The following is a 22,459-nucleotide window of genomic DNA, read 5'->3' on the forward strand; positions in this document are numbered from 1 at the left end:
GCCGTCAGCCCCGCGTGAAGCGGTACGTCATGCTGTCCGTCAGGACGCAGAAGCCCGGTGACATGACGATCACGCGCAGGGTACCGGTGCGGCGGTGGGGATCGACCTGGGGACGTGGGGGGCGTCGATCGCCGTGTTCGACACGTCGACCCGCAGGGCGCGGCCGATCCCGAACCGCGCGGGCAGCGCGCGGACGCCCAGCGCCGTCGCCTTCACGGAGGACGGGCGGCGGCTGGTGGGGCGGGCCGCCAGGGAGCGCGCTGTTCTGGCCCCCGCCGCCGTGGCGGAGGACATCCCGGCCCGGCTGGCGGCGCGGTGGCCCTTCGAGCACGCGGGGGTGCGGCACGATCCGGTGGACCTGGCGGCGGCCGTCATCGGGTCCCTGCTGGACGACGCCGAACGGGAGTTGGGGGAGCGGCCCCGTGCGGCCGTCCTGGCCTCGCCCTCCCACGCGGGCCTCGCCGGACGGTGCGCGGTGGCGGAGGCGGCGGAACGGGCCGGTCTGGAGGTGAGCCGCCTGATCGGCGACACCGCGGCGACCGCGCTGGCCCACGCCTCCTCCCCGCCACGGGACATCGACGGGACCGTCGTGGTCCTCGACCTGGGCGGCGGAAGCCTGGGGCTGTCGCTGGCCGAGATCGGCGACGGCGTGTGCGAGATCCTGGCGACCGGGGGCGACGGCGCGCTCGGCGGCCTCGCGTGGGACCGACGGCTGGCCGAGCACCTCTGCGACGCGTTCGAGGACACCCACGGAGTGCGCCTGCGCGAAGATCCGGTGGCCCGGCGGCGGGTCGCCGAGGCGGCCGAGCGGGCCAAGATCGCGCTGTCGACCGCCCAGGAGACCGAGATCCGCGTGCCGAGCCTGGCCCGCGCGGCGGGCGGCGGGCTCGTGGACCTGGAGGCCACCGTGTCCCGCTCCGAGCTCGCGGCCCTCACCCGCGATCTGGCCCGGCGGTGTGCCGCGGCCCTCGACGGCGTCTTCGCCGGGGTAGTGCCCGAGCGGGCCTCGGCATACGGCCCGTCGAGCGTGCGGGAGGTCCTGCTCGCGGGGGAGGCGGCGCGCCTCCCCGCCCTGCACGAGCTGCTCGTCGAGCGGTACCGCGGCCGCCGGCCGCGGCTGCGCACCGCCGATCCCCACTCCGTCGCCGCGGGGGCCGCCATCCAGGCGGCCGGCCTGACGGGGCACCAGCGCGACGCGCTGCTGATGGAGGTGACCCCCGCCATGCTCGCGGTGGCGACGGACGACGCCGGGCACCTGACCCCGGTGATCCCGCGCGGCACCACCATCCCGAGGCGGCGCACCGTGACCGTCGACCTCCCCGGCGGCCGGACACCCGCCGCCGTGGGGGTGTACGAGGGGAACGCGCCGTCGCCCGCCCGCAACGACCTCCTGGCCGTCCTCGAACTCCCCGCCCGCCCCGGCCCGAGCAGGGCCGAGGTGACAATCGACGTCGCCTCGAACAGGACCGTCCACGCGTCCGCTCGCGACCTCGCCACCGGCCGGATCACCGCCCTCACCGTCTCGGACCGCACCATCGGCGACGCGATCCGCCGGCGCTGGTCCGGCGTTCCCCGCGGGTGAGGCGCCCGCCGGGGCCCCGCGCGGGGAGCGCGTGACGGAAACGTCATCCGCGCATCACCTGAAGAGCGCGGCCCGGACAGTCCCCGTCCCCTGACGGCTCACATATTCGTGCGGATACGCGACTCCCGATCCCGACGGAGGGCAGCACCCATGCTGGGCCACCTCAGAAGCATCCGCACTCCCCGCCCGCGCTCCCGCCCGCGCGCGTTCCTGGCGACCGCGCTCGCCGCCGCCTCGGTGGCGGCGCTGGCCGTCGCGGCGCCCGCGTCCGCCGCCGGCGGCCACGGACACGGTTCCCGCCCCTTCGATCTCCAGGCCCACCGCGGCGGCCTCGGACTGCGCGTGGAATCCACGATCGCCTCGTTCTCCAACGCCCTGAAACTCGGCGTCACCACCCTCGAACTCGACGTGCAGATCACCGAGGACGGGCGGGCGGTGGTGACCCACGACCGCCAGATCGCCGGGACCAAGTGCCGCGACACCGGGCCCGCGTTCGCCGGTGACCCGGAGTACCCGTACGTCGGCTCGTACATCGTCGACCTGACCCTCGCCCAGGTGCGCACCCTGGACTGCGGCTCGCAGACCCTGCCGCAGTTCCCGGAGCAGCGGCCGAGCCCCGGCGCGCGGATGCCGCTGCTGACCGAGGTGTTCGACCTGGTCGAGCGGTACCGGGCGCACGGCGTCCAGCTGAACATCGAGACCAAGGTCGAGGCCGGCGCCCCGCACGAGACGGCTCCCAGGGAGCAGTTCGTCCAGGTCGTGGCGCGGGAGGTCCGCCGGGCCCGCATGATCGACCAGGTCTCCGTCCAGAGCTTCGACTGGGGCGCGCTGATGCGCATGCGCGAGGTCGAACCGCGGCTGCCGATCGTCGCGTTGACCAACGGGCAGCAGTTCCTCCAGGTCGGCATGCCCGGCGCGTCCCCCTGGCTGGGCGGCATCGACATCGACGACTTCGGCGGCAGCCTCGTCGACGCCGCCGCCTCGTTCGGCGCGGACGCGATCTCGCCCGTGCACGGCGCCCCGCAGGACGGCCAGGTGGGTCAGCCGGGCTACGTGCCCTACGTCACCGAGGCGATGGTGGACGAGGCGCACGCCGCCGGCCTGCGGGTGATCCCGTGGACCGTGGACGACGTGGCGACGATGAACAAGCTCATCGACGACGGCGTCGACGGCATCATCACCGACTACCCCGACCGGCTGCGCACCGTCATGCAGGAGCGCGGCCTCACGCTCCCGAAGCAGTACCGCCCGCGCCGCCACTGACCCACCGCGCCCGCGAGGGTCCACCGTCGGGCACGGGCCGGTTCTGAGGAGATTCTCATGCCGGGCACAGGGCGCTCTCAGACGCGGTGGGCAGCGTGTGGGCCGCGGCGCTCGATCGCCGTGGAGGACGGCGGCAGCGCACCGGCGCGTCCGATCCGGCCTCGCCGAGTGGTTGACACGGGGCGGAGTCCTGCCTGAAATCTACTTCTGTCCCCGCAGATTCCTCTGGCAGACGGAGAACGAAGAGACGCGAGGTGAGGGCATTGGCCTCCGCTACCGAAAGGGCCTTGGGCAGAATGCTGGCCAAGCACCGGACCGACAACCGGCGACGGGGCAGGGCGGCCCTGCGGGCGCTGGTCCCCGGGGTGCTCGCCGCGGCGATCGCCGTGGGGGCGGTCGCCGCCGGGCTCCCCGGCTACGTCGGCGGGCTCCTGCTGGTGGTGGGCCTGGCCGGGCTGGTCCGAGGGACCGCCCTGGCCGTGGACCACCGGCGGCTGGGCGGCGAGGTGTTCATGATCCGGGAGCGCGGCGCGGTCCACCGCCGCCGGGGCACGGCCACGGCCCTCCCCTGGCGGGACATCGAGGCCGTCCGGATCAGCGGCCGGGGCCGCGCGCTGCGATGGCTGACGGGCCGCGACGTGATCGCCCGCGTCGCGCTCCGCCGCGGCGGCTCGCTGCCGGTCACCGGCTTCACCCACGACGCGCGGTCCCTGGCGGAGGAGCTCGCCGCCCGCGCGGGCGGAAGCCCGCACGCCGGGGCGGACGGCCCGCCGGACGGCAGGGCCGACGTGCCGTCCGGCGGGCGGCAACGGTCCCTCCGGCGGCGGGGCGAGCCCGCGACCGGCTGACCGCCGCCGGGGCCGGGGGCCGACACCGCCGGGGCCGGAGACGGCGCGCCGCACGGCATGCCGCGCCGCCGCTTCGGCCCTCCGGGGCGGGGCGTTCGTTTGTTCACCAGGGCTTCCGCACACGTTCCACACACGTCGACGGCCGTCGAACTAGCCTCCTCCAGCCGAACATTCTTCGGACAGGACGACAGGAGAGGGCCACTCGTGACCGACACCTTCGACCCCGACCAGGGCTCCGACCAGGGCTCTGACGAGACGACCCGCCGGGGCTCCGCGCGCCGGGGCTTCCTCAGGGGCGGCATCACCACCGCCGCCGCGCTCGCCGCGGCCGGGCCGCTCCAGGCGCTGAGCGCCCGGACGGCCGGCGCGGCCCCCATGGCGAAACGTGCCGCCAGCCCCGACTACGGTCCGCTGTACCCGGTCAGGGACGAGACCACGGGACTGGAACTGCTCCGACTTCCCCGGGGCTTCGAGTACCTCAGCTACGGCTGGACCGGCGACCTCATGTCCGACGGCACGCCGACCCCGAGCGCGCACGACGGCATGGCCGCGTTCCACCGCCGCGACGGCAAGATCGCGCTCGTCCGCAATCACGAACGCGGCGACTACGACGGCGCGTTCACCGAGCCCGCCTACAACCCCGCGGCCGGCGGCGGCACCACGAACCTGGTCTTCGACCCGGACCGCGGCGCGTTCCTGGAGTCGCGCGCCAGCCTGTCCGGCACCATCCGCAACTGCGCGGGCGGCCCGACCCCCTGGGGCACCTGGCTGACCTGCGAGGAGACGACCGAGATCGGCCCGGACGGGACCCGGCACGGGTATGTCTTCGAGGTGCCCTTCGACGGCGAGGGCGACCCGGCCCCGCTCACGGAGATGGGGCGCTTCAGCCACGAGGCCGTCGCGGTGGATCCGCGGACCGGGATCGTGTACCTGACCGAGGACGCCACCCCCTCCGGTCTCTACCGCTACCTCCCGCGCAGGCGCGGCCACCTCGCCGCCGGCGGTGAGTTGCAGATGATGGTCATCGAGACGCCGGAGGGCGGGTCGTACTCGACCTACACCGACGGCACCGGAGTCGAGTACCGGACCTCGTGGGTCACGATCCCGAACCCCGACTACGCGCCGGGCGAGACGCGTCCGGCCGAGCAGGGCGCCGCGCTCGGCGGCGCGGTGTTCACCCGCCTGGAGGGCGCCTGGTGGGGCAACGAGCGGGTCTATGTCGTCTCCACCAGCGGAGGCCCCACCGGGCAGGGCCAGGTCTTCGCCTACGACCCGCGCGCGGAGCGCATGGAGGTGCTCTTCGCCTCGCCCGACGCCTCGGTGCTCAACAACCCCGACAACATCTGCGTCAGCCCGCGCGGCGGCATCGTGCTGTGCGAGGACGGCAGTGAGGGCGAGTACGTGCACGGCCTGACCACCGACGGGGAGATCTTCCCCTTCGCCCTCAACCAGATCGTGATCCCCGAGGGCGGCGTCCCCGGCAAGTCGGTCGCCCCCGGCGACTACTCGGGCTCCGAGTGGTGCGGTTCGACCTTCGAGCCGAGGAACGGCAACTGGCTCTTCGCCAACGCGCAGAGCCCCGGCATCACCTTCGCCATCACCGGCCCCTGGCGCAGGGGCTCCCTGTAAGCCCGCGCCCCGGACGGGCGGGCGGTCATCGCGCGCCCGTCCGCGGCCCGGTCAGGCCGCGCCTTCCGGCACGGCGCCCCGGGGGCCGCCCACGCGCTCCGCAGCCCGGCGCTCCGGGGGCAGCCGGCGCTCCAGGCGCGGCATCAGCGCCGCGCCCAGCGCGGCGAGGAGGCCCACGGCGAGCCAGGGCAGCAGGCGGTTCTGGCTGAAGAGCAGACCGAACAGGCTGGGCGCGAGGATGTTCGCACCGGCGAAGGAGTACTGGAACGCCGCCAGGTAGGTGCCCCGCGACCCGGCCGGTGCCGCGTCCGCGGCGAGCGCGTTCGACGCGGGCCCGTAGATCATCTCCGCGGCGGTGTAGCAGACCACCACCGCCACCAGGAACGGCACCAGCGCCCCGGAGGGCAGCAGCGCCGCCGCCGCGGACGCGGCGCACCACAGCGCCCAGAGCCCGCCGGCCCACGCCATGGCGCGGGCGCGGGTGCAGCGGCGGCGGACGAAGCGGGTGAGGGCGGCCGTACAGGTGGCCAGCAGCAGGGTGTTCAGGGCCAGGAGCGGGCCGGGCACCCAGTCCGGTCCCGACAGGCCCTGGACGACGTAGACGGGCAGCGACAGGGCGAGGAACGAGCTGCACAGGGCGAAGATCGTGCACGTTCCGATCAGCGCGAGGTAGGGCCGGTCCCGCAGCAGCGCGCGGTGGCCGGAGGGGCCCTCGGCCGGTGGCGGGGCGTGCGGGGCGGACGGCACCGCCAGGACGACCACCAGCGCGGCGACCAGGTAGGCCAGGGCGCTGCCGAGAATCAGGCCGTCGTAGACGCGCGCGGAGTCGAGGCCGAGCAGCGCTCCCGCGAGCAGCGCCCCGGCGCCGGCGCCCGTTTCCCGGATCATCCCGGTCCGCGCGAACCAGTCGTCCTTGGCGAGGGCCCCCTCGGCGTCCGCCTGGTCGGCGATGAGCGTGAACACCGAGGACCAGTAGACCCGCATGCCCACCGTCGTCACCAGGACGGCGGCCACCAGCGACCCCGCCCCGGAGACCGTCAGGTAGAGCAGGAAGCCGAGACCTTGCAGCGCTTGGCCGCCGGCGACCACCAGCCGCGGCCCGAGCCGGTCGACCAGCCGCCCGACGAGTATCGGCACCGGCAGCGTCAGCGCGGTGGTCACGCTGATGAGCACACCGATCGTCGCCAGGTCCAGGTCGGTGGCCCTGAGGAAGTACAGCAGCGACAGCGGGAGGTACAGGCCCGTGCCCAGGGAGTCGACCGCCACCGCGGCCAGGAGTGGCCAGCCGCGCCCGCCGCCTCGCCCCGTGCCGTCGTCCGCCGCCGCCCGTGCCACGCGATGCACCGCCCTCGTCCCCCTCGACCGCCCGATGACCAGTCCGATGATCAGCCCGATGACCAGCCGTCGTGTCTAACACGGGCGCCGGCGGCCCTCAACTCCATTTCGGCCGCGGGGCGAGGGTGCGCCGGCCGTCCTCGTCCCGCCGGGTGGTGCCCGCGGCGTCGAGCGCCTCCAGCAGCGGAAGCGCCACCCGGCGGCTGGTGGCCAGCGCGCGGGCGCACTCGCCCACCGTGAACGGCTCGGGCAGCGCGCGGAGCAGGGCGGCGGCACGCGCGGTCGCGCCCGCGCCGAGGTGGAGCGTCCCGATCCGCTCCAGCCGCCCGCGCCGCACCAGCAGGGCGAGGGCCTCGGCGGTCAGGCCGAGGTCGTCGAGCCGCCGCCGGGTCGGGGCGCGGAACGGGGACTCGCGCAGGTCGGCGAGCAGCCGGTCGAGGGCGGCGGCCACCGGCGCGGGCAGCCGTTCCGCGTCCGGCCCGCGGTAGACCCTGCCGTCCACCGCCACCAGCTCCCGCCCGTTCAGCTCCTTTCCCGTCAGGTCCTTTCCCGTGAGGTCCTTTCCCGTGAGCGCGGTCAGCGGAAGGGCGTCGGGCAGACCGAGGCGGCGCCGGGCCCGGGTGAACGGCAGGCCGGGGTCGGCGGGGTGGGCGGCGGCGTGCCCGTCGACCTCGTCGTGGAGCGCGGCGCGCAGCCGGGCCGCGTGCTCGGCGTCGATCAGGTAGGGGCCGGCGGTCAGCGCGCCGGGTACGGGGGAGCCGCCCGGCGGGAAGCCCATCGCGGTGAGGTCGGCGCGGTGGGCGAGCCCGGTGGCACGGAGCCGGGCGGCGGCGTCGGCGGGGTGGGCGATGGCGGCGAGGTGGCGGGCCCGCGCCGCCGCGGCGCCCCTGCCGTTCAGCGCGGGCGGGGCGACGTCCAGCACGGTGGCGCCCAGCAGCAGCCGCGAGCCGGGGTCGCGCACCAGCAGCCGGTCCCCGACGTGCAGGTCGAGGGGCGTCCGGAGGGCGAGGCGGGCGGCGTCCGGGCCGAGCGGGCGCAGCCGGGCGCTGGTGGCGGCCGTGCCGCAGTGGATCAGCGGTTCGGCGGGGAGACGCGGGTCCGGCCGGGGCGGGCCCTGGGACGGCGCGGGCCGGCGGTCGAGGCGGACGTCCACGGTGGAGGTCCGCCACCAGCGTCCTGGGGTGACCAGGGCGTGGCCCCTGCGTACCTCGGTGGCGGGGATGCGGCGGAGGTTCACCGCGACACGGGCGGGCCCGGTCACGCGGGGGACGCGTCGCCCGAGGGACTGGAGGTCGCGTACGGCGGCGGGGATGCCGGCCGGGGCCAGCTCCAGCACGTCCCCCACGGCGAGGGTGCCCGCGGTGAGCGTGCCGGTGACGACGGTGCCGGCGCCGGCGACGGTGAACGCCCGGTCGAGCCAGAGGCGCACGGGGGCACCGGCGTCCGGCGGGGGGTGGGCTGCCGCCAGCGCGTCGAGCCGGTGCCTGAGGACGTCGAGCCCTTCCCCGGTGCGGGCGCTCACGGCCACGGCCGGGGCGTTCGCGAGGCCGGTGCCGGCGGTCCGCGCCCGCGCCTCGCCGAGGGCGGCGGCCAGCTCGGCGAGGTCGGCCCGGGTCACGACCAGCAGCCCGGTGCGGACCCCGAACGCGTCGAGGGCGGTGAGGTGTTCCTCGGTCTGGGCGCGCCACCCCTCGTCGGCGGAGACCACGAGCAGCACGGCCGGGGCGGTGGCGACGCCGGCGAAGGTGGTGGCCAGGTACCGGTGGTGGCCCGGCACGTCGACGAAGGCGAGGCTTCGCCCGCTGGGCGCGGTGGTCCACACGAAGCCGAGGTCCAGCGTCAGGCCGCGCCGCCGCTCCTCGGCGAGCCGGTCGGGGTCGGTTCCGGTGAGCGCCCGCACCAGCGTGGACTTGCCGTGGTCGACGTGTCCCGCGGTGGCGACCACGTAGGTCTCGGTCCCTGTCACGGCACCTCTCCTGAGCGTCGGGCGGGTCGGCTGCCGGGTCAGGGCGCCGGCACCCCGGCGTGAGCGGCGAGGACGGCGGCGAGCAGGACGCCGTCGTCCTCCTCGGGCACGGTGCGCAGGTCGAGCAGCAGCCGGTCCTCGTGGAGCCGGCCGACGAGGGCGGGGCGTCCGGCGCGCAGCGGCGCGGCGAGGGCGGCGGGCAGCGCGACGCCGGCGCCGGGGAGCACCACGTCCGGCGCGCCACCCCCGCCGACCCGGGCCTCGGTGGGCAGCGGCAGGGCGTCGACGCCCCGGGCGCGCAACGCGTCGGCGAGGCGGGCGGCGCGGCCGGCGGGTCCGCGGAGCGGGCCGGGGGGGCGCGGTGGACGGGGGTGTCGGGTCCCCGGAGGGTGGCCTCCAGCGCCGCGAGGGTGAGCTTGTCGACGCGGAGGGCGCGGGCCAGCGGGTGGGTGGCGAGCCGGGTGACCAGGTCGCGGCGGCCGAGGAGGAGTCCCGCCTGGGGGCCGCCGAGCAGCTTGTCGGCGCTGGCGGTGACGAGGGCGGCGCCCTCGGCCAGCGAGGTCGCGGCGTCGGGCTCGCCGGGCAGCGCGGGGTGGGGCCGCAGCAGGCCGGAGCCGATGTCGTGGACCACGGGCACGTCCAGGGTGGCCAGGCGCGCGACGGAGACGGAGGAGACGAAGCCGGTGGTGGTGAAGTTGGACGGGTGGATCTTGAGGACGAAGCCGGTCTCGGGCCCGATCGCGGCCCGGTAGTCGGCCAGGTGGGTGCGGTTGGTGGTGCCGACCTCCCGGAGCCGGGCCCCGGTGCTCTGGAGCAGGTCGGGGATGCGGAACCCGTCGCCGATCTCCACCATCTCGCCGCGGCTGAGGACGATCTCGCGGCCCCGGGCGAGGGCGGTCGCGGCGAGGACGAGGGCGGCGGCGTTGTTGTTGGTGAGGTGGACCGCCTCGGCCCCGGGCACGGCCTCGGCGAGGGCGGACAGGGCGCCCGTGCCCCGGCGGGCCCGCCGCCCGGTGGCCAGGTCGAACTCGACGTCGGTGGGCCCCGAGGCGGCCAGGAGCGCCTCGCGGGCCGCCTCGGAGAGCGGCGCCCGGCCGAGGTTGGTGTGGATCACCACTCCGGTGGCGTTGAGGACGGGCAGCAGCGAGGCGGCGGTCGGGGGCAGGGCGGCCACCGTCGCGTCGGCGGCCCGCTCCGGCGCCAACGCGCCGCGCCGCACCCGCTCCTGGGCGTCGGCGACGGCCCGGCGGACCAGGTCGCGGCCCAACCGCTCGGCCGCGGCGACGAGTCGGGGGTCGGCCAGCAGCGCGTCGGTGCGCGGAACGCGTCGTCTGGCGTCCGTCATCGGCTGGTCCCCCACGGAGGCGTATGGGAATCGAACCCACCCGGCCGGGATCCCCGACCGCATCGGTGTTGAAGACCGTGAGGGCCACCAGGCACCCGCCCGCCTCCGGCGCGGAGTCTAGATCCGTTAACCCCTCTGTACCAAGCGGCCCTTCCGGGCTAGGTTCCGGTGCGTGACCGTGCCGCGCCTGACCCAGCTCGCCGGTGGTGGTGGCTGCGCCTGCAAGATCCCACCCGGCGAACTCGACGACCTCGTGGCCGCGTTGGCCTCTCCGGTGCGTCCGCCGGTGGAACCGGCGGCCGAGCTGCTGGTGGGTCTCGACGGGGGAGGGGACGACGCCGCCGTGGTGCGCCTGGACGCCGAGCGGGCGATCGTCACCACGGCCGACTTCTTCACGCCGGTGGTGGACGACCCCTACGACTGGGGGCGGATCGCGGCGGCCAACGCGCTCTCCGACGTGTACGCGATGGGCGGGACGCCCTGGGCGGCGGTCAACCTGCTGGCGTGGCCGCGGGGGACGCTGCCGATGGAGATGGCGGCGGAGGTGCTCCGCGGCGGGCGGGACGTGGCCCACGCCGCGGGCTGCCAGGTGTCGGGCGGGCACAGCGTCACCGATCCCGAGCCGAAGTACGGCATGTCGGTGGTCGGGATCGTCCACCCCGACCGGATGCTGCGGCTGGACGCGGCGGCGCCCGAGCGCGCGGTGACGCTCACCAAGCCGCTGGGCAGCGGGGTGCTGAACGCCCGGCACAAGGCGACCGGCACCGTCTTCCCCGAGGCGGTGGCGGTGATGGCGGCGCTCAACCGGGACGCGTCGCGGGAGGCGGTCGCGGCGGGCATCCGGGCGGGCACCGACGTGACGGGCTTCGGCCTGCTCGGGCACGCGTACAAGCTGGCCCGCGCCTCGGGGGTGACGGTGGCGATCGACGCGTCCGCGGTGCCGTTCCTCGCGGACGCCCGGCGGGCCGTGGCGGACGGGTTCGTCAGCGGCGGCACCCGCAGGAACCTCGCCTGGGTCGAGCCGCACGTGGACTTCGGCGCCGCCCCCGAGGCGGAACGGCTGCTGCTGGCCGACGCGCAGACCTCGGGCGGGCTGCTGCTGGCCGGGGAGATCCCGGGGCACCCGGTGATAGGCGAGGTGCTGCCGCGGGGCGCGGCGCCGGTGGTGGTGCGCGTCTGAACGCTTGACTGTACATCGACATGATGAGCCGCTAGGGTGAACGACCGTTAAGCACAGTCGACGTGGGACAAGGCTCTCGGGAGGAACGCCGTGGCGCCATCCGCAGTCGTCGAGCACCGCGCGCTGGACGGCGTCGCGTACCACCTCGGCGGCGCCCTCGACCTGACGCGGTCGGCCACCTCGGTCGTCGAGATCGTCGCCGACGGCCGCCTCCACGAGTTCACCTCCGGCCCCCTCGGCCTCGCCGACGCGGTCGCCGCCTCGCTCGGGATCACCGGCTTCGACACCGAACTCGCCTTCCAGGGCGGCACGCTGAAGACCGCCACCACCAGCGAGTACGACCAGCGGGCCCAGCAGGTGGAGAATCCGACCCTGGTGGTCTGGCAGGGGCGGCGGTTCAGCCTGATCACGCGGCTCTACCGCGCCGCGCTCACCGACGTGCTGCTGCTGCTGCGCACCCTGGGCCTCGCCGAGCACCAGGACGGCCTCACCCTGACGCCCGACAACGCCGCGGGCACCCGGTGGGCGCGGCCCGCCACCGTGGTCAAGGAGGTGCCGGGGCTCGGCCTGGTCGAGATGTCCCGGCGGACCCGGGAGCACGCGGCCCAACTGCCGCCCTGGCAGGGTGCCTCGGTCGCCGCCGGAGAACTGTTCCGCGACAGCCTCTCCGACGGCCGCCCGTTCTTCGTGGTCTCCGGCGCCGAGGTGTGGGCCACCATCGTGCCGCTGGCCGACACCGACGTCGACCGGGTGCCCGGCCTCATCGACGGGCTCGACCTGCGGACCGCGGGGTGAGGCGCGGGTGACGACCCTCCTCGGCGCCGTCACCACCGGCGTGGTGCTGCTCGTCCTCCTCGCCGGCTGCGCCGCGCACCTGTCCCGGCCCGCGGCGCTCCCCGCCGCGCTCGCCGCCCACCGGGTGCTGCCGGCCCGCGCCGTGCCGCTCGCCGCCGGCGCCGTCACCCTGGCCGAGGGCCTGCTCGGCGCCGCCGGAACGGCGGCCCTGCTCGGCCGTCACCGCCTCGGCCTCACCGTCGTCCTGGCCGCCGCCGCCGCCCTGTTCACCTGCTACGCGCTCTACACGCGCCACACCCTCGCCACCGGGCGCGGCGGCCCCTGCGGCTGTTCGCGCGCCGAGGTGCCGCTGAGTGGCTGGGTCGTCGGCCGGGCCTGGGCGTTCGCCCTGCTGGCGCTCGGCGGTGCCCTGGTGGCGACCGGGCCGGGGACACCGCCGGAGGGCGCCGCCGAGGCGACCACCGCGGCGCTCGCCGCGCTGACCTTCGCCGCCCTGCTGTGGGTGCTGCCGACGGCCATGGCACAGCAGGCCGGACCCGTGAAAGGAGGCCACCAGCCGTGGACTTCGTGACCAGTGCCCTGCTCGTCTCCTGGGTCGCCATCGCCCTGCTCGCCCTGGTGGTGTCCGGCCTGGTGCGGCAGGTCCACCAGCTCTCCCGGGGCGGGGTGGCGCGCTCTCCCCGCCACCTCGGCGTCACCCCCGGAAGCCCGGCCCCGCACGCCGGGGACCTGCTCGCGGAGGGGCGCGACACGCTGCTGCTCTTCCTCAGCGCCGAGTGCCGCACCTGCGCCGACGTGCTGGCCGAGGCCGACCGGGCCGGCGCGCACCGGTCGGCGGACGGCCCCCAGGTGCGGGCGGTCTACGCCGGCGCCGCCCCCACCCCCACTGCGGCCACGGTGCCGGTCACCGACCACCGGCCCGACCTCTTCACCGCCTACGACGCGATCGCCACCCCGTTCGCCGTCGTCGTCGGCGCGACGGGCCGCGTGGTGCGCTCCGAACCGCTCGGCTCCCCGGCCGCCCTGCGTGAGCTGCTCGCCGCCCCGTATCCCAGCCAGCCGAGGAGCGCGTGATGACCAGCCTCGACGAGGTCCCCCTGCTGCGCCGCGCCGACGGCGCCCACCGACCCGCCCACCGACCCGCCCGGCGGCCGAGGGCGGAGGGCCTGCCACGGTTCGTTCCCAGCCGCCGCACCGTCCTCCAGTCCGCGACGGCCGTCGGCTTCACCGCGCTCGGGGTCTTCGCGGCGGCCCGCGAGGCGTACGCGGACGGATACGACATCTGGACCGGGGAGTGCCCCTCCTACGCCTCCGACCACGACTGCTCGCCCGGCTGCGGGCCGAGCACGGTGTACGCCGCCGCCTGCGAGACGAGCGGCGCGAACGCGGGCTTCCACCGCAACGACGGCGTCACCTGGACGCTGCGGCCCAACCAGTGCTATTCGGGCTCCTACGACGGCTGGCTGTGGCGCTTCAGCGGCGCGTGCGGCGCCTGCGGCTGCGGCATCGAACGACGCTGCCACGACGGGTACCTCAACTCCGGCTCCGGCTGGGTGCGTTCGATCTGCCGCTGGACCACCGACTGCGGCTGTGAGGGCGCCGTCACCTGGCCCACCGTGCGGTCCGGCGCCCGGGGGCCCGACGTGTACGCGGTGCAGCACCTGGTCTCCCACCACGGGTTCGCCACGGACCCGGACGGGGTGTTCGGGCCGGCCACCGAGGCGGCCGTCACGGCGTTCCAGGAGTCCGCCGGGCTCGGCGCGACCGGCGTCGCCGACCCGGCGACCTGGCCCCGGCTGGTCGTCACGGTCCGCCAGGGCGACGACGGCGAGGCGGTGAGCGCGGCGCAGCGGCAGCTCGTCAAGCACGGCCACCAGCTCACCGTCGACGGCGCCTTCGGCGCGCTCACCGCCGAGGCCACGCGGACCTTCCAGCGGGCCGGCGGGCTCACCGCGGACGCGGTCGTCGGCCAGCAGACCTGGCGCGCGCTGACCGGCACGGCGTAGTGGGCGGCGTCGAGGCGGGGGCCGCCCGCCCGGCGTGGCGCGGCCGGCTGACGGACCCGGCGGTGCCGGTGCTCGCGCTGGTCTGCGGGGCCGTCGCCGCCTCCTGGTACGCCTCCGTGCTGACCTGGGCGGTCATCGGCGGACTCGCCGGCTACTCGCTCTCCGGCTCCGTTTGAACGCGCAACAGCGCGCACGCGCTTGCCTCGCCAGGTTGGCGGGCGGTTCATCGGCAGACCACCGTGCTCGGGATCTTCACGGCGGGACTGCTGCTCGGCGGCGCCCTGTCGGCCTCGGCCCTGTGGCTCGCCTCGGGCCTCGTCGCGCCGCTGCCCGGGAGCGGGCGGGCGTTCGCCGCCGTCGCGGTCGCGCTGACGGGCGTGGCGCGGGACGCGGGCCTGGTCAGGCTGCGGCTGCCGCAGAACGCGCGTCAGGTGCCGCAGGACGTCCTGCAACGTGATCTGGTGCGCGGCGCCCTCCAGTTCGGCTTCGAGCTGGGCACCGGGGTGCGGACCTACGTGTCGGCGAGCCTCCCGTACGTCGTCGCCGTGGGCGTGCTGCTCGCCAACGACGCGGGCGCGGCACTGCTGGCCGGCGTCGGCTTCGCGCTGGGCCGGGCGGCCACCCCCGCGCTGCGGCTCGCCTCCGGCGCGGGCGAGGAGTGGGACGACCGGCTGCTCGACCGGCTGCCGCTGCTCGCGATCGGGGGCGGAACGGTGGTGGCCGGGGCCCTGACGGCGCTCGCGCTGCACGGATAGGGCGGATAGCGACGCGCCGGCCCGCCCCCGGCAGGGATCCGCCGGGGGCGGGCGGCCGTCGCGGACGAGACGGGTCACCGCCCTCACGCGGAGCTGCCGGTGCCGGGCCCGGCCCGGCCGGGCCGAAGCCCGGCCGTTCGCCGCCCGCGGCGGGCGGCCCGCTCAGCCGGACCCCGCCCCCGGGCCGGCGGACGGCGTCGCGGGCGTGGCACGGACCGGCCGGTCGCAGGTCTCGCGCCCGTCCTCCGCGGGGCAGACCAGCGCCACGAACCCGCCGTTCTCCTCGACCGGCACCCGCAGCGTCTCGTCGGCCCGGGCCCGCAGCGCCTCGCGGCGCAGGCCGTCCGGGCCGTCGGTCACGAGCTCGACGAGGAGGTCCTCGCCGCCGCCGAGCCTGCCCAGGTCGACCTCCACCGCACCCGCCGGGCCCGCGTGGATGCCGCCCACGAACCACCGCTCACCGGCGAGGCGCCCCAGCACCGCGTCCTGTCCCGGCCGGCCGCCGAGATAGCGGGTGTCGTCCCAGACGGTGGGCAGCTGGTCGAGCACACGCTCCGCCTCCGGCAGCCGCGCATAGCTCTCCGGGCTGTCCGCCGGGTGCTGGAGCCCGGACTCGTGGACCACGGGCAGCGCCAGCTCGTGCGCGTCGGTGTGGGTCCGGCCGGCCACCGAGAACGTCGCCGGGGTCACATCGGCCGAGCCGACGACGTTGCGGGTGAAGGGCAGCATCGTGTTGTAGGCGGGCGTGAGCGGCTGGTCGAAGGTGTAGAACTCGTGGCCCCGCACCGCCTCGTACGTCATCAGGTGCGGCCAGGTGCGCTGGAGGCCCTTCGGAACGGTCGCCCCGTGGAAGTTGACCACCAGCCGGTGCTCGGCGGTCGCGGCGAGCACGTCCTCGTACCAGGCGTGGCGGCCGACGCCCTCGGGCTCGCCCTCGCCCTGGTTCATGAAGTCGATCTTCACGCCCTTCACGCCCCAGTCGCCGAGCTCGCCGAAGACCGTCTCCATCTCCTCCGGGGTGTCGACCTCCCACCAGCGGAACCACAGCAGGAGGTCCACGCCGCGCTCGCGCGCGTACCGCACCAGCTCCGGCACCCACGCGCGGTCCCAGCCCTCGTCGACGAGCGTGTACTCCCAGCCGTGCTGGGCGGCGTAGTCGACGAAGTCCTTCTGCCGTTCGAGGTCGCGCGGGCTGTCGTGCTCGACCAGCCAGGACCAGGACACCGTGCCGGGCCGCACCCAGGAGGTGTCGGTGAACCGCGCGGGCGGCGCGAGGTCGCTGACGAGCGTGGACTCGGTCACCGTGGCCAGGTCGCCGACGATCGCGGTGCGCCAGGGGGTGGTGAGGTCGCCCGCGGAGACGACCTCGCTCTCGGCGAGGACGACCGAGTACGCGCCGGAGCCGCCGGTGGTGCTCAGCCTGCCGCCGGGGTAGGCGGAGCTCATGCCGGACTCGGTGAGCAGCACATGGCTGTCGCCGACCTCGAAGAGCGCCGGGTAGCCGTACTCGCCGGCCGCGGCGTCCCCCGCGGTCGTCTCCCGGCGCACCTCCTCGTACTCGGGGGTGTGCGGCAGCAGCCAGGCGGGCGCGGCGGCGGGCAGCTGGTAGCCGGTGGCCTCGCCGGTGACGACGGCGCCGGCCGAGTCCGGCAGCGCGTAGCGGAAGGCGACGCCGTCGTGGGCGGCGCGGACCACGAGGTCGATGCGGGTGCCGCCGTCGCCACGGAAGGCGAACGTGGACTCGTTCATGGGCGCTTGCACGTGGCGCCGCTTGCCGGTGGTCATCGTGTAGGTCTCGGTGACGTGCCGGTCCTCGCGGCCGAGGAACTCCAGGTTCCGGGTCAGGTCGGCGTCGCGCGTGCGCAGGCCGACCGGTGAGTCGCCGAGGACGACCTGATCGCCCCGGCGCACGGTGAGGGTCAACGCGCCGGTCCCCGGATCGTGTTCGACCTCCGCCGACGGGGCGGACGGCGGCGGCTGGGCGGGACCGGGCGGCGCCGCGACCGTCCAGGAGCCGCCGGCGGCCGGGGGCGCGGCGGCGGATGTCGCGGGGAGCCAGGGGGAGACCAGAACAGTCAGCGCGGTCAGCGTGATGCCGACCAGCCGCCGTCCCAGCGGGCTGAGGAGGGGCACAAGGGCTCCTTCACATGCGGTGCGAGCGAAAGGGACCGTTTTGCACTGACATGTTGCAGCGACCTGTTGCTTCAAGTCGGGTTGAGTGAATTCTTGTCCGGTGGACCTGTCAAGGGTCCGGGCGCGCGCGGGGGCGAGGAGGGCGAGCGGGGCGATTCGAAATTTCGAGACCAGGTGCGCCAGTGAGCAGGAACGTCCCCCACTACGCCTACCGCGCCAATCCGGCCCGCTCCGTGCCGGGGATCGTCGGACGCCACGCCGGCCCGGTGCGCCGCGCCCCCGGGCGGCCGAGGCGCACCCTCGCCGTCTCCCTGGACGGGGACGGCGACTTCGCGAGCGTCCGCGCCGCGCTCGGCGCCGTTGCCGCCGCCGGCGGGAGGGGCCCGGTGACCATCGAGGTGGCGCCCGGCGTCTACCGTGAGCTCGTCCACGTCTGGCCGACCGCCTCCGGCGTCACCATCCGGGGCGTGTCGGGCGATCCGGGGGACACCGTTCTCACCTATGACCTGGGCGTCGAGCAGGAGAAGTTCTACGGAGGAGCCCACGGCGCGGAGGGCAGCGCGACGCTGTCCGTGCCGGCGGACCGGGTCACGCTGGCCGATCTGACCGTGGAGAACACCTTCGCGGGGGAGGGGCCCGCGGTCGCCCTCCACGCCACCGGCGAGGGACTGAGGCTGCGCCGCGTGACCCTGCGGCCCGACCGTTGAGAGACGAGGGAAGGCGGGCCGCCGGACGTCGCCGCGCGATCCCTTATGCGAACGGCATTCGACAGTTAGCATCGGCCCCACGCTCGCTGGGAGCGCTCCCATCGGATGGCCGGAACGGGCACGGCGAGCGGTCCGTCGCCGGGTGCGCCGTTCCCCGACTCGAACGGAAGGGACGACCGTGAAGAGCCGTTCACGACGCTTGCTCACCGCCCTGGTGGTGTTCCTCGGCCTGGTGGTCATACCGCCCGCCGCCCATGCGGCCGATGCCGCCGACGCCGGTACGGCCGGGGGGTCGGGGCCGCCGCCCGGGGCGGCCTCCGCGATGTCCACGGTCGCGGCGATGCAGCCCGGCTGGAACCTGGGCAACACCTTCGACTCCACCGGCGCCGACGAGACCTCCTGGGGGAACCCGCGCGTCACCCGCGAACTGCTGCGCGGCGTCAAGGACCAGGGCTTCGAGAGCATCCGCATCCCGGTGACCTGGGGCCAGCACCAGGGAGCCGCCCCCTCGTACACGATCGACCCGGCGTATCTGGCCCGTGTCGAGGAGGTCGTGAACTGGGCGCTGGCCGAGGACCTCCACGTCCTGATCAACGTGCACCACGACTCGTGGCAGTGGGTCATGAACCTGCCCACCCAGCACGACGCCGTGCTGGCCCGGTACACCGCGACCTGGGAACAGATCGCCGGGACCTTCCGCGACGCGCCTCCCGAGCTGCTCTTCGAGAGCATCAACGAGCCGACCTTCGAGGGAAGTTCGGGCGACGCCCAGAACGCCGAGCTCATGCACGAGCTCAACGGCACCTTCCACTCGCTGGTGCGCGGCTCCGGGGGCGGCAACGCGACCCGGCTGCTGGTCCTGCCGAGCCTGCACTCCTCGCCCGAGCAGGCCCGGGTGGACGAGCTGGTCGACACCTTCACCGCGCTGGACGACCCCAACCTCGTGGCCACCGTCCACTTCTACGGCTACTGGCCGTTCAGCGTGAACGTCGCGGGCACCACCCGCTTCGACGCGGCGACCCGGCAGGACCTGACGGACACCTTCGACCGCGTCCACGCGGCGTTCGTGGCCGAGGGCATCCCCGTGCTCGTCGGGGAGTACGGGCTGCTGGGCTTCGACCGCAGCACCGACACCATCCAGCAGGGCGAGAAGCTGAAGTTCTTCGAGTTCCTCGGCGCCTACGCCCGTGACCGGCAGCTCACCACGATGCTGTGGGACAACGGCCAGCACTTCAACCGCACCACGCTCCAGTGGAACGACCCGAGCCTCTACCGGCAGATGAGCTCCAGCTGGACCACGGACTCGGCCACCGCCTCCACCGACCAGATCTTCGTCCGCAGGGCCCAGGCCCCCTCGGACGCGACGATCACGCTGGACCTCGCCGGCCACCGCCTGGACTCGGTCGTGCACGGCTCGCGGCCCCTGGTCCTCGGCAGCGACTACACCGTCAGCGGTGACCAGCTCACGTTCGCCGCCGCCACCCTGGCCGGCCTGACCGCGGGCCAGCAGTACGGCGTCAACGCCGAGCTCTCCCTGCGGTTCTCCGGGGGAGTCCCGTGGGACGTGGACGTCCTCGTCCACGACACCCCGGTGCTGGAGAGCGCCGCCGGCACGACGAGCTCCCTGGTGATCCCGGCCGCCTTCCACGGCGACCGACTGGCCACCATGGAGGCGGTGTACGCCGACGGCACCAACGCCGGCCCGCACAACTGGACGTCCTACAAGGAGTTCGGCGCCGCCTTCTCGCCGGACTACGCGACCGGCGCCATCACGTTGCCCTCGGCCTTCTTCGCCGAGGTCACCGACAACTCCACGGTGACGCTGACGTTCCACTTCTGGAGCGGCGAACGGGTCACCTACACGCTCACCAGGTCCGGCACCACCGTCACCGGCACGGCCGTCACCGGCTGAGTCACCGCGGGGGGCGCCGCGGGCGGACGCCTCGCGACGCCCCTCGCCCGGGGCCCGTTCGGCCCGGCGGCCCCTGCCGGGTGGGCGGTTCGCCTGATCGGCGCCACCGGCGATGACGGCCATCTCGTCCCGGACCGCCTCGGTGGTGAAGGTCCTGCGGGAGATGCCCTCTCCGGGCAGGAATCCGGTGTCGTAGTTGATGCCCCGTGCGCGCACGTCACCGTCCTCTTGCGTGGTCCGTCTCGCGGTCCGGCGGTCGGCCGAGCGGCTTGGCCATCAGCCGTTCCCTGCTCACGCCGTCGGGCAGCAGGTCCCCGAGTCCGCCGGTGGGGACGAAGCCGTGGCGGCGGTAGAGGGCGGCGGCGGGGGCGTTGTCCGGGAGCACCGCCAGCCTCAGCGTGGTGGCGCCCGACCGCAGGGCCCACGCCTCGACCTCGCCGATCAGCCGGTCCCCGACGCCCTGGCCGCGCGCCCCCGGGCCGACCCACAGGGACCTCAGCTCGACCGCGCCGCCCTGGCCGGGGACGCCGCCGGCCATTCCTGCGGGGCGGCCGTCCCGCAGGGCGACGACGTTGTGCGCGCCGGGCAGCGTCAGGCGGGCGCGCCAGCGCTCCTCCCCGCCGCGCGGCCAGTCACCGAGCCGGGCCTTGAACGCGTGCGGCGCGTCGGCCAGCGCGGCGAGGCGGGCCTCGCGCCACAGCGGCCAGTCGTCCCCCGTGAGGACCCGCAGGCTCACCATGCCGTCACGGCTTGACGGCGAGTCCGCAGACGGCGTCCACCGGGCGCTCCACTCCGGGGGGCGGGGACTTTGGCCGCCAGCGGTCGACGGTGACCACCCCCGGAGGGAGAAGGGCCAGGCCCTCGAAGAACCCGGCGACCTCCTCGGGGCGGCGCAGCGTGTAGCCGCCCGCCAGGCGGGCGTTGTAGCCGGTGGTGGCGGCGTTGAGCGTGGCGCTGGTGTCGGTGCCGTCGCTCACCGCCAGATGGCTGCCGCGCGGCAGTGGGTCGAGGACGCGGCGCACGATGTCGCCCGGCCGGTCCTCATCGGGGATGTGCCCGAGGATGCCCAGCATGGTCACGGCGACGGGCTCGGTGAAGTCCAGGATCCGGGCGACCTGTTCGAGGATGTCCTCCGGGGCGCGCACATCCGCGTCGATGTACGCGGTCCTGCCCCGGGGGGTGCTGGTGAGCAGCGCGCGGGCGTGCGCCAGGACCAGCGGGTCGTTGTCGACGTAGACGACGCGGCACTCGGGCGCCACGCGCTGGGCCACCTCGTGGGTGTTGTCCACCGTGGGCAGGCCCGAGCCCAGGTCGAGGAACTGGTGTATCCCCGCCTCGCCCGCGAGGAAGCGGACGGCGCGGGCGAGGAACATCCTCTGGCAACGGGCCGTCCGCACGATGCCGGGACAGGTGCGGGTGATCTGCTCGCCCGCCTCCTTGTCCGCGCCGTACCACTCCGTGCCGCCGAGCCAGAAGTTCCATACCCGGGCCGCGTGCGCCGTCGAGCTGTCGATGTCCATCCGCCGAGCCTCCGTCGGCCGCGTCGTTCGGGTCACCCGAAGCGTAGCCTTCTCGGACGAATGGTCCGGAGGAGCGGTCAGGGCGCCGCGGCGACGCCCGCTTCGGCGGAGGGCTGGGCGGTGGGCTCGGCGACAGGCTTGGTGGCGCGGACGAGGGCGGAGTGCATGCGGTCGGCGACCTGGTGGGTCGGGGTGATGCTCACCTCGGTGAACCCCGCGGCCTGAAGGCCCCTCCGGTACTCGGCGAACGACAAGGCGCCCGCGATGCAGCCGACGTGGTCGCCCCGTTCGGCACGCTGCGCGGGGGTGAGCGTGTCATCGGCGACGACGTCGGAGACGCCGATCCGGCCGCCGGGGGTCAGGACGCGGAAGGTCTCGGCGAAGACGGCGGGTTTGTCGGTGGAGAGGTTGATGACGCAGTTGGAGATGACGACGTCGACGGAGTTCGCGGGCAGCGGGATGGCCTCGATGGCGCCCTTGAGGAACTCGGCGTTGTCCGCGCCCGCCTTCGCCTTGTTGGCCAGGGCGAGGGCGAGCATCTCCTCGGTCATGTCCAGGCCGTAGACCCTGCCGGTCGGGCCCACGCGGCGGGCGGAGAGCAGCACGTCGATGCCGCCGCCCGAACCCAGGTCCAGCACCCTCTCGCCCGCCCTGAGTTCGGCGACGGCCTCGGCGGGGAGGGTGTCGCGCTCGCCCGAGGTGTAGCGCGTGGAGCCGAAGCGCTCGTCGCGTTCGGTGGCCTCCGGGTCGCAACAGGGGCTCCCGCCCTCGACGGAGACCTTCAGGGCCGCGGCGGCGTAGCGCTCGCGCACGGCCTCCCGCAGGCCGTTGTGCCCGTCGGCCCCCTCGGCGCTATGCCCGGTGCTCTGTTCCGCGGTCATGGGCTGCCTCCCTCTCCGTTGTATCGACGTTCGTTGGGTGCTCGGCGAGGACGGCGGCGCGGGCGGGTGCTGCTCCCGGCTGGCCGCCGGGCCGCTGGACGAGGGCCGGGCGGCGGATCTGGCGAAGGTGTTCAAGGCGCTGGGCGATCCGGTGCGGCTGCGGCTCCTGTCGATGATCGCCTCCCGCGCGGGCGGGGAGGTGTGCGTGTGCGAGCTGACTCCGGCGTTCGAACTGTCCCAGCCGACGATCTCCCACCACCTGAAGCAGTTGCGGCAGGCGGGGCTCATCGACTGCGAACGCCGCGGGACCTGGGTGTACTACTGGGCGCTCCCCGCCGCCCTGGAGCGGCTCGCGGCCGTGCTGGCCACCAAGGACGCGACGCCGTCGGCAGCCCCATGAGGGCCCGGCACCCCGCCCCGGTCTCCTCGGTGCTGATCGTGTGCGACCGCGTCGAGGGCCGCTCCCCGTGACGGCCCCTGGGCAACGACACCACCCTCGTCGAGGTCGGCCGCAAGGAGCGCCACCTCCTCGTCGTCCGACGACGGAAGCAACGCCTCACGGGGTGACCGGAAGCTTCGCCACCGCGACCACCTCCGCGGCT

The 22,459-nt window shown here is 75.3% G+C and carries 20 protein-coding genes, 1 tRNA gene and 1 pseudogene; 14 read left to right on the forward strand and 8 right to left on the reverse strand.

All coding sequences use genetic code 11. The annotated features are described in order from the left end of the window. Nucleotides 1-133: 133 nt before the first annotated feature. The 4 genes from ADY01_RS03625 (at nucleotide 134) to ADY01_RS03640 (ending at nucleotide 5,322) form a co-directional block, all read left to right on the forward strand. On the forward strand, nucleotides 134-1,582 hold the full coding sequence (locus ADY01_RS03625) for an Hsp70 family protein (RefSeq protein ID WP_234320047.1): 1,449 nt from the start codon (nucleotides 134-136) through the stop codon (nucleotides 1,580-1,582). 150 nt (nucleotides 1,583-1,732) lie between these two features. Further along, complete coding sequence (locus tag ADY01_RS03630) at nucleotides 1,733-2,845, forward strand: glycerophosphodiester phosphodiesterase (RefSeq protein WP_049565288.1); 1,113 nt, start codon at nucleotides 1,733-1,735, stop codon at nucleotides 2,843-2,845. A 287-nt stretch (nucleotides 2,846-3,132) separates the two neighbouring features. Next, nucleotides 3,133-3,693 (forward strand): hypothetical protein, encoded by a 561-nt coding sequence (locus ADY01_RS03635; RefSeq protein ID WP_159000932.1) that lies wholly within the window; start codon nucleotides 3,133-3,135, stop codon nucleotides 3,691-3,693. A gap of 204 nt (nucleotides 3,694-3,897) precedes the next feature. Next, on the forward strand, nucleotides 3,898-5,322 hold the full coding sequence (locus ADY01_RS03640; protein WP_049565293.1) for a PhoX family protein: 1,425 nt from the start codon (nucleotides 3,898-3,900) through the stop codon (nucleotides 5,320-5,322). A 51-nt stretch (nucleotides 5,323-5,373) separates the two neighbouring features. On the opposite strand, the gene ADY01_RS03645 is transcribed toward ADY01_RS03640, so the two are convergent. The 4 genes and pseudogenes from ADY01_RS03645 to ADY01_RS38845 form a co-directional block, all read right to left on the reverse strand. Beyond that, entirely contained in the window at nucleotides 5,374-6,657 is a 1,284-nt protein-coding gene (locus tag ADY01_RS03645) for an MFS transporter (RefSeq protein ID WP_063784105.1), read from the reverse strand. A gap of 97 nt (nucleotides 6,658-6,754) precedes the next feature. Next, nucleotides 6,755-8,623, reverse strand: coding sequence for a selenocysteine-specific translation elongation factor (locus ADY01_RS03650; protein ID WP_234320042.1), 1,869 nt, complete (start codon nucleotides 8,621-8,623; stop codon nucleotides 6,755-6,757). A gap of 38 nt (nucleotides 8,624-8,661) precedes the next feature. Beyond that, nucleotides 8,662-9,968: pseudogene (gene selA / locus ADY01_RS03655) on the reverse strand (L-seryl-tRNA(Sec) selenium transferase). 14 nt (nucleotides 9,969-9,982) lie between these two features. Next, nucleotides 9,983-10,075 (reverse strand) — tRNA-Sec (locus ADY01_RS38845). Nucleotides 10,076-10,140: 65 nt separating this feature from the next. Here ADY01_RS38845 and selD point away from each other — a divergent pair. From selD to ADY01_RS03685, 7 genes are all read left to right on the forward strand, one after another. Next, nucleotides 10,141-11,148: a selenide, water dikinase SelD gene (gene selD, locus ADY01_RS03660; protein ID WP_049565294.1), complete on the forward strand. Its 1,008-nt coding sequence runs from the start codon at nucleotides 10,141-10,143 to the stop codon at nucleotides 11,146-11,148. A 90-nt stretch (nucleotides 11,149-11,238) separates the two neighbouring features. Beyond that, nucleotides 11,239-11,943: a hypothetical protein gene (locus ADY01_RS03665; RefSeq protein WP_049565295.1), complete on the forward strand. Its 705-nt coding sequence runs from the start codon at nucleotides 11,239-11,241 to the stop codon at nucleotides 11,941-11,943. 7 nt (nucleotides 11,944-11,950) lie between these two features. Beyond that, the gene (locus ADY01_RS03670) at nucleotides 11,951-12,514 is read left to right on the forward strand and encodes a MauE/DoxX family redox-associated membrane protein (protein WP_049565301.1); all 564 of its coding nucleotides are present in this window, start codon (nucleotides 11,951-11,953) and stop codon (nucleotides 12,512-12,514) included. After that, nucleotides 12,502-13,017, forward strand: a complete 516-nt coding sequence (locus tag ADY01_RS03675; RefSeq protein WP_049565307.1) for a hypothetical protein — start codon at nucleotides 12,502-12,504, stop codon at nucleotides 13,015-13,017. Before ADY01_RS03670 ends, ADY01_RS03675 begins: the two co-directional genes overlap by 13 nt. Next, complete coding sequence (locus tag ADY01_RS03680) at nucleotides 13,017-13,949, forward strand: peptidoglycan-binding domain-containing protein (protein WP_049565308.1); 933 nt, start codon at nucleotides 13,017-13,019, stop codon at nucleotides 13,947-13,949. Before ADY01_RS03675 ends, ADY01_RS03680 begins: the two co-directional genes overlap by 1 nt. Continuing rightward, nucleotides 13,949-14,125 (forward strand): hypothetical protein, encoded by a 177-nt coding sequence (locus tag ADY01_RS39630; RefSeq protein ID WP_199826153.1) that lies wholly within the window; start codon nucleotides 13,949-13,951, stop codon nucleotides 14,123-14,125. Before ADY01_RS03680 ends, ADY01_RS39630 begins: the two co-directional genes overlap by 1 nt. Before the next feature lie 63 nt (nucleotides 14,126-14,188). After that, nucleotides 14,189-14,704 carry a hypothetical protein gene (locus tag ADY01_RS03685; RefSeq protein ID WP_049565309.1) on the forward strand — a complete coding sequence of 172 codons (516 nt, stop codon included), beginning with the start codon at nucleotides 14,189-14,191 and terminating at the stop codon, nucleotides 14,702-14,704. Between the two features lie 162 nt (nucleotides 14,705-14,866). Here the strand turns inward: ADY01_RS03685 and ADY01_RS03690 are convergent, their stop codons facing one another. Next, entirely contained in the window at nucleotides 14,867-16,837 is a 1,971-nt protein-coding gene (locus tag ADY01_RS03690) for a glycoside hydrolase family 97 protein (protein WP_078899960.1), read from the reverse strand. 182 nt (nucleotides 16,838-17,019) lie between these two features. Here ADY01_RS03690 and ADY01_RS03695 point away from each other — a divergent pair, with 182 nt between their 5' ends. Both ADY01_RS03695 and ADY01_RS03700 read left to right on the forward strand, forming a co-directional pair. Beyond that, on the forward strand, nucleotides 17,020-17,544 hold the full coding sequence (locus tag ADY01_RS03695; protein WP_049565311.1) for a pectinesterase family protein: 525 nt from the start codon (nucleotides 17,020-17,022) through the stop codon (nucleotides 17,542-17,544). Between the two features lie 178 nt (nucleotides 17,545-17,722). Beyond that, nucleotides 17,723-19,456: a cellulase family glycosylhydrolase gene (locus tag ADY01_RS03700; protein ID WP_234320043.1), complete on the forward strand. Its 1,734-nt coding sequence runs from the start codon at nucleotides 17,723-17,725 to the stop codon at nucleotides 19,454-19,456. Nucleotides 19,457-19,673: 217 nt separating this feature from the next. Here ADY01_RS03700 and ADY01_RS03705 read toward each other — a convergent pair whose 3' ends face one another. The 3 genes from ADY01_RS03705 to ADY01_RS03715 all read right to left on the reverse strand — a co-directional run bounded on the left by ADY01_RS03705 (nucleotide 19,674) and on the right by ADY01_RS03715 (nucleotide 21,857). After that, nucleotides 19,674-20,195 (reverse strand): GNAT family N-acetyltransferase, encoded by a 522-nt coding sequence (locus ADY01_RS03705; protein ID WP_049565313.1) that lies wholly within the window; start codon nucleotides 20,193-20,195, stop codon nucleotides 19,674-19,676. Nucleotides 20,196-20,199: 4 nt separating this feature from the next. Continuing rightward, entirely contained in the window at nucleotides 20,200-20,976 is a 777-nt protein-coding gene (locus tag ADY01_RS03710) for an SAM-dependent methyltransferase (protein WP_049565316.1), read from the reverse strand. A gap of 77 nt (nucleotides 20,977-21,053) precedes the next feature. Then, a complete protein-coding gene (locus ADY01_RS03715; RefSeq protein WP_049565318.1) occupies nucleotides 21,054-21,857 on the reverse strand; it encodes a methyltransferase domain-containing protein in 804 nt (267 codons plus the stop codon). Between the two features lie 37 nt (nucleotides 21,858-21,894). Here ADY01_RS03715 and ADY01_RS03720 point away from each other — a divergent pair, with 37 nt between their 5' ends. Then, a complete protein-coding gene (locus ADY01_RS03720) occupies nucleotides 21,895-22,257 on the forward strand; it encodes an ArsR/SmtB family transcription factor (RefSeq protein ID WP_234320045.1) in 363 nt (120 codons plus the stop codon). Nucleotides 22,258-22,459 lie beyond the last annotated feature (202 nt).

Source organism: Streptomyces sp. SBT349 (assembly GCF_001083795.1).
GTDB lineage: Bacteria > Actinomycetota > Actinomycetes > Streptomycetales > Streptomycetaceae > Streptomyces.

Excerpts from the sequence above, each read along its gene's own strand:
- ADY01_RS03630 (WP_049565288.1), top strand. The coding sequence starts at position 1,733 with ATGCTGGGCCACCTCAGAAGCATCCGCACTCCCCGCCCGCGCTCCCGC.
- ADY01_RS03680 (WP_049565308.1), top strand. The coding sequence starts at position 13,017 with ATGACCAGCCTCGACGAGGTCCCCCTGCTGCGCCGCGCCGACGGCGCC.
- ADY01_RS03705 (WP_049565313.1), bottom strand. The coding sequence starts at position 20,195 with ATGGTGAGCCTGCGGGTCCTCACGGGGGACGACTGGCCGCTGTGGCGC.
- ADY01_RS03710 (WP_049565316.1), bottom strand. The coding sequence starts at position 20,976 with ATGGACATCGACAGCTCGACGGCGCACGCGGCCCGGGTATGGAACTTC.
- ADY01_RS03715 (WP_049565318.1), bottom strand. The coding sequence starts at position 21,857 with ATGACCGCGGAACAGAGCACCGGGCATAGCGCCGAGGGGGCCGACGGG.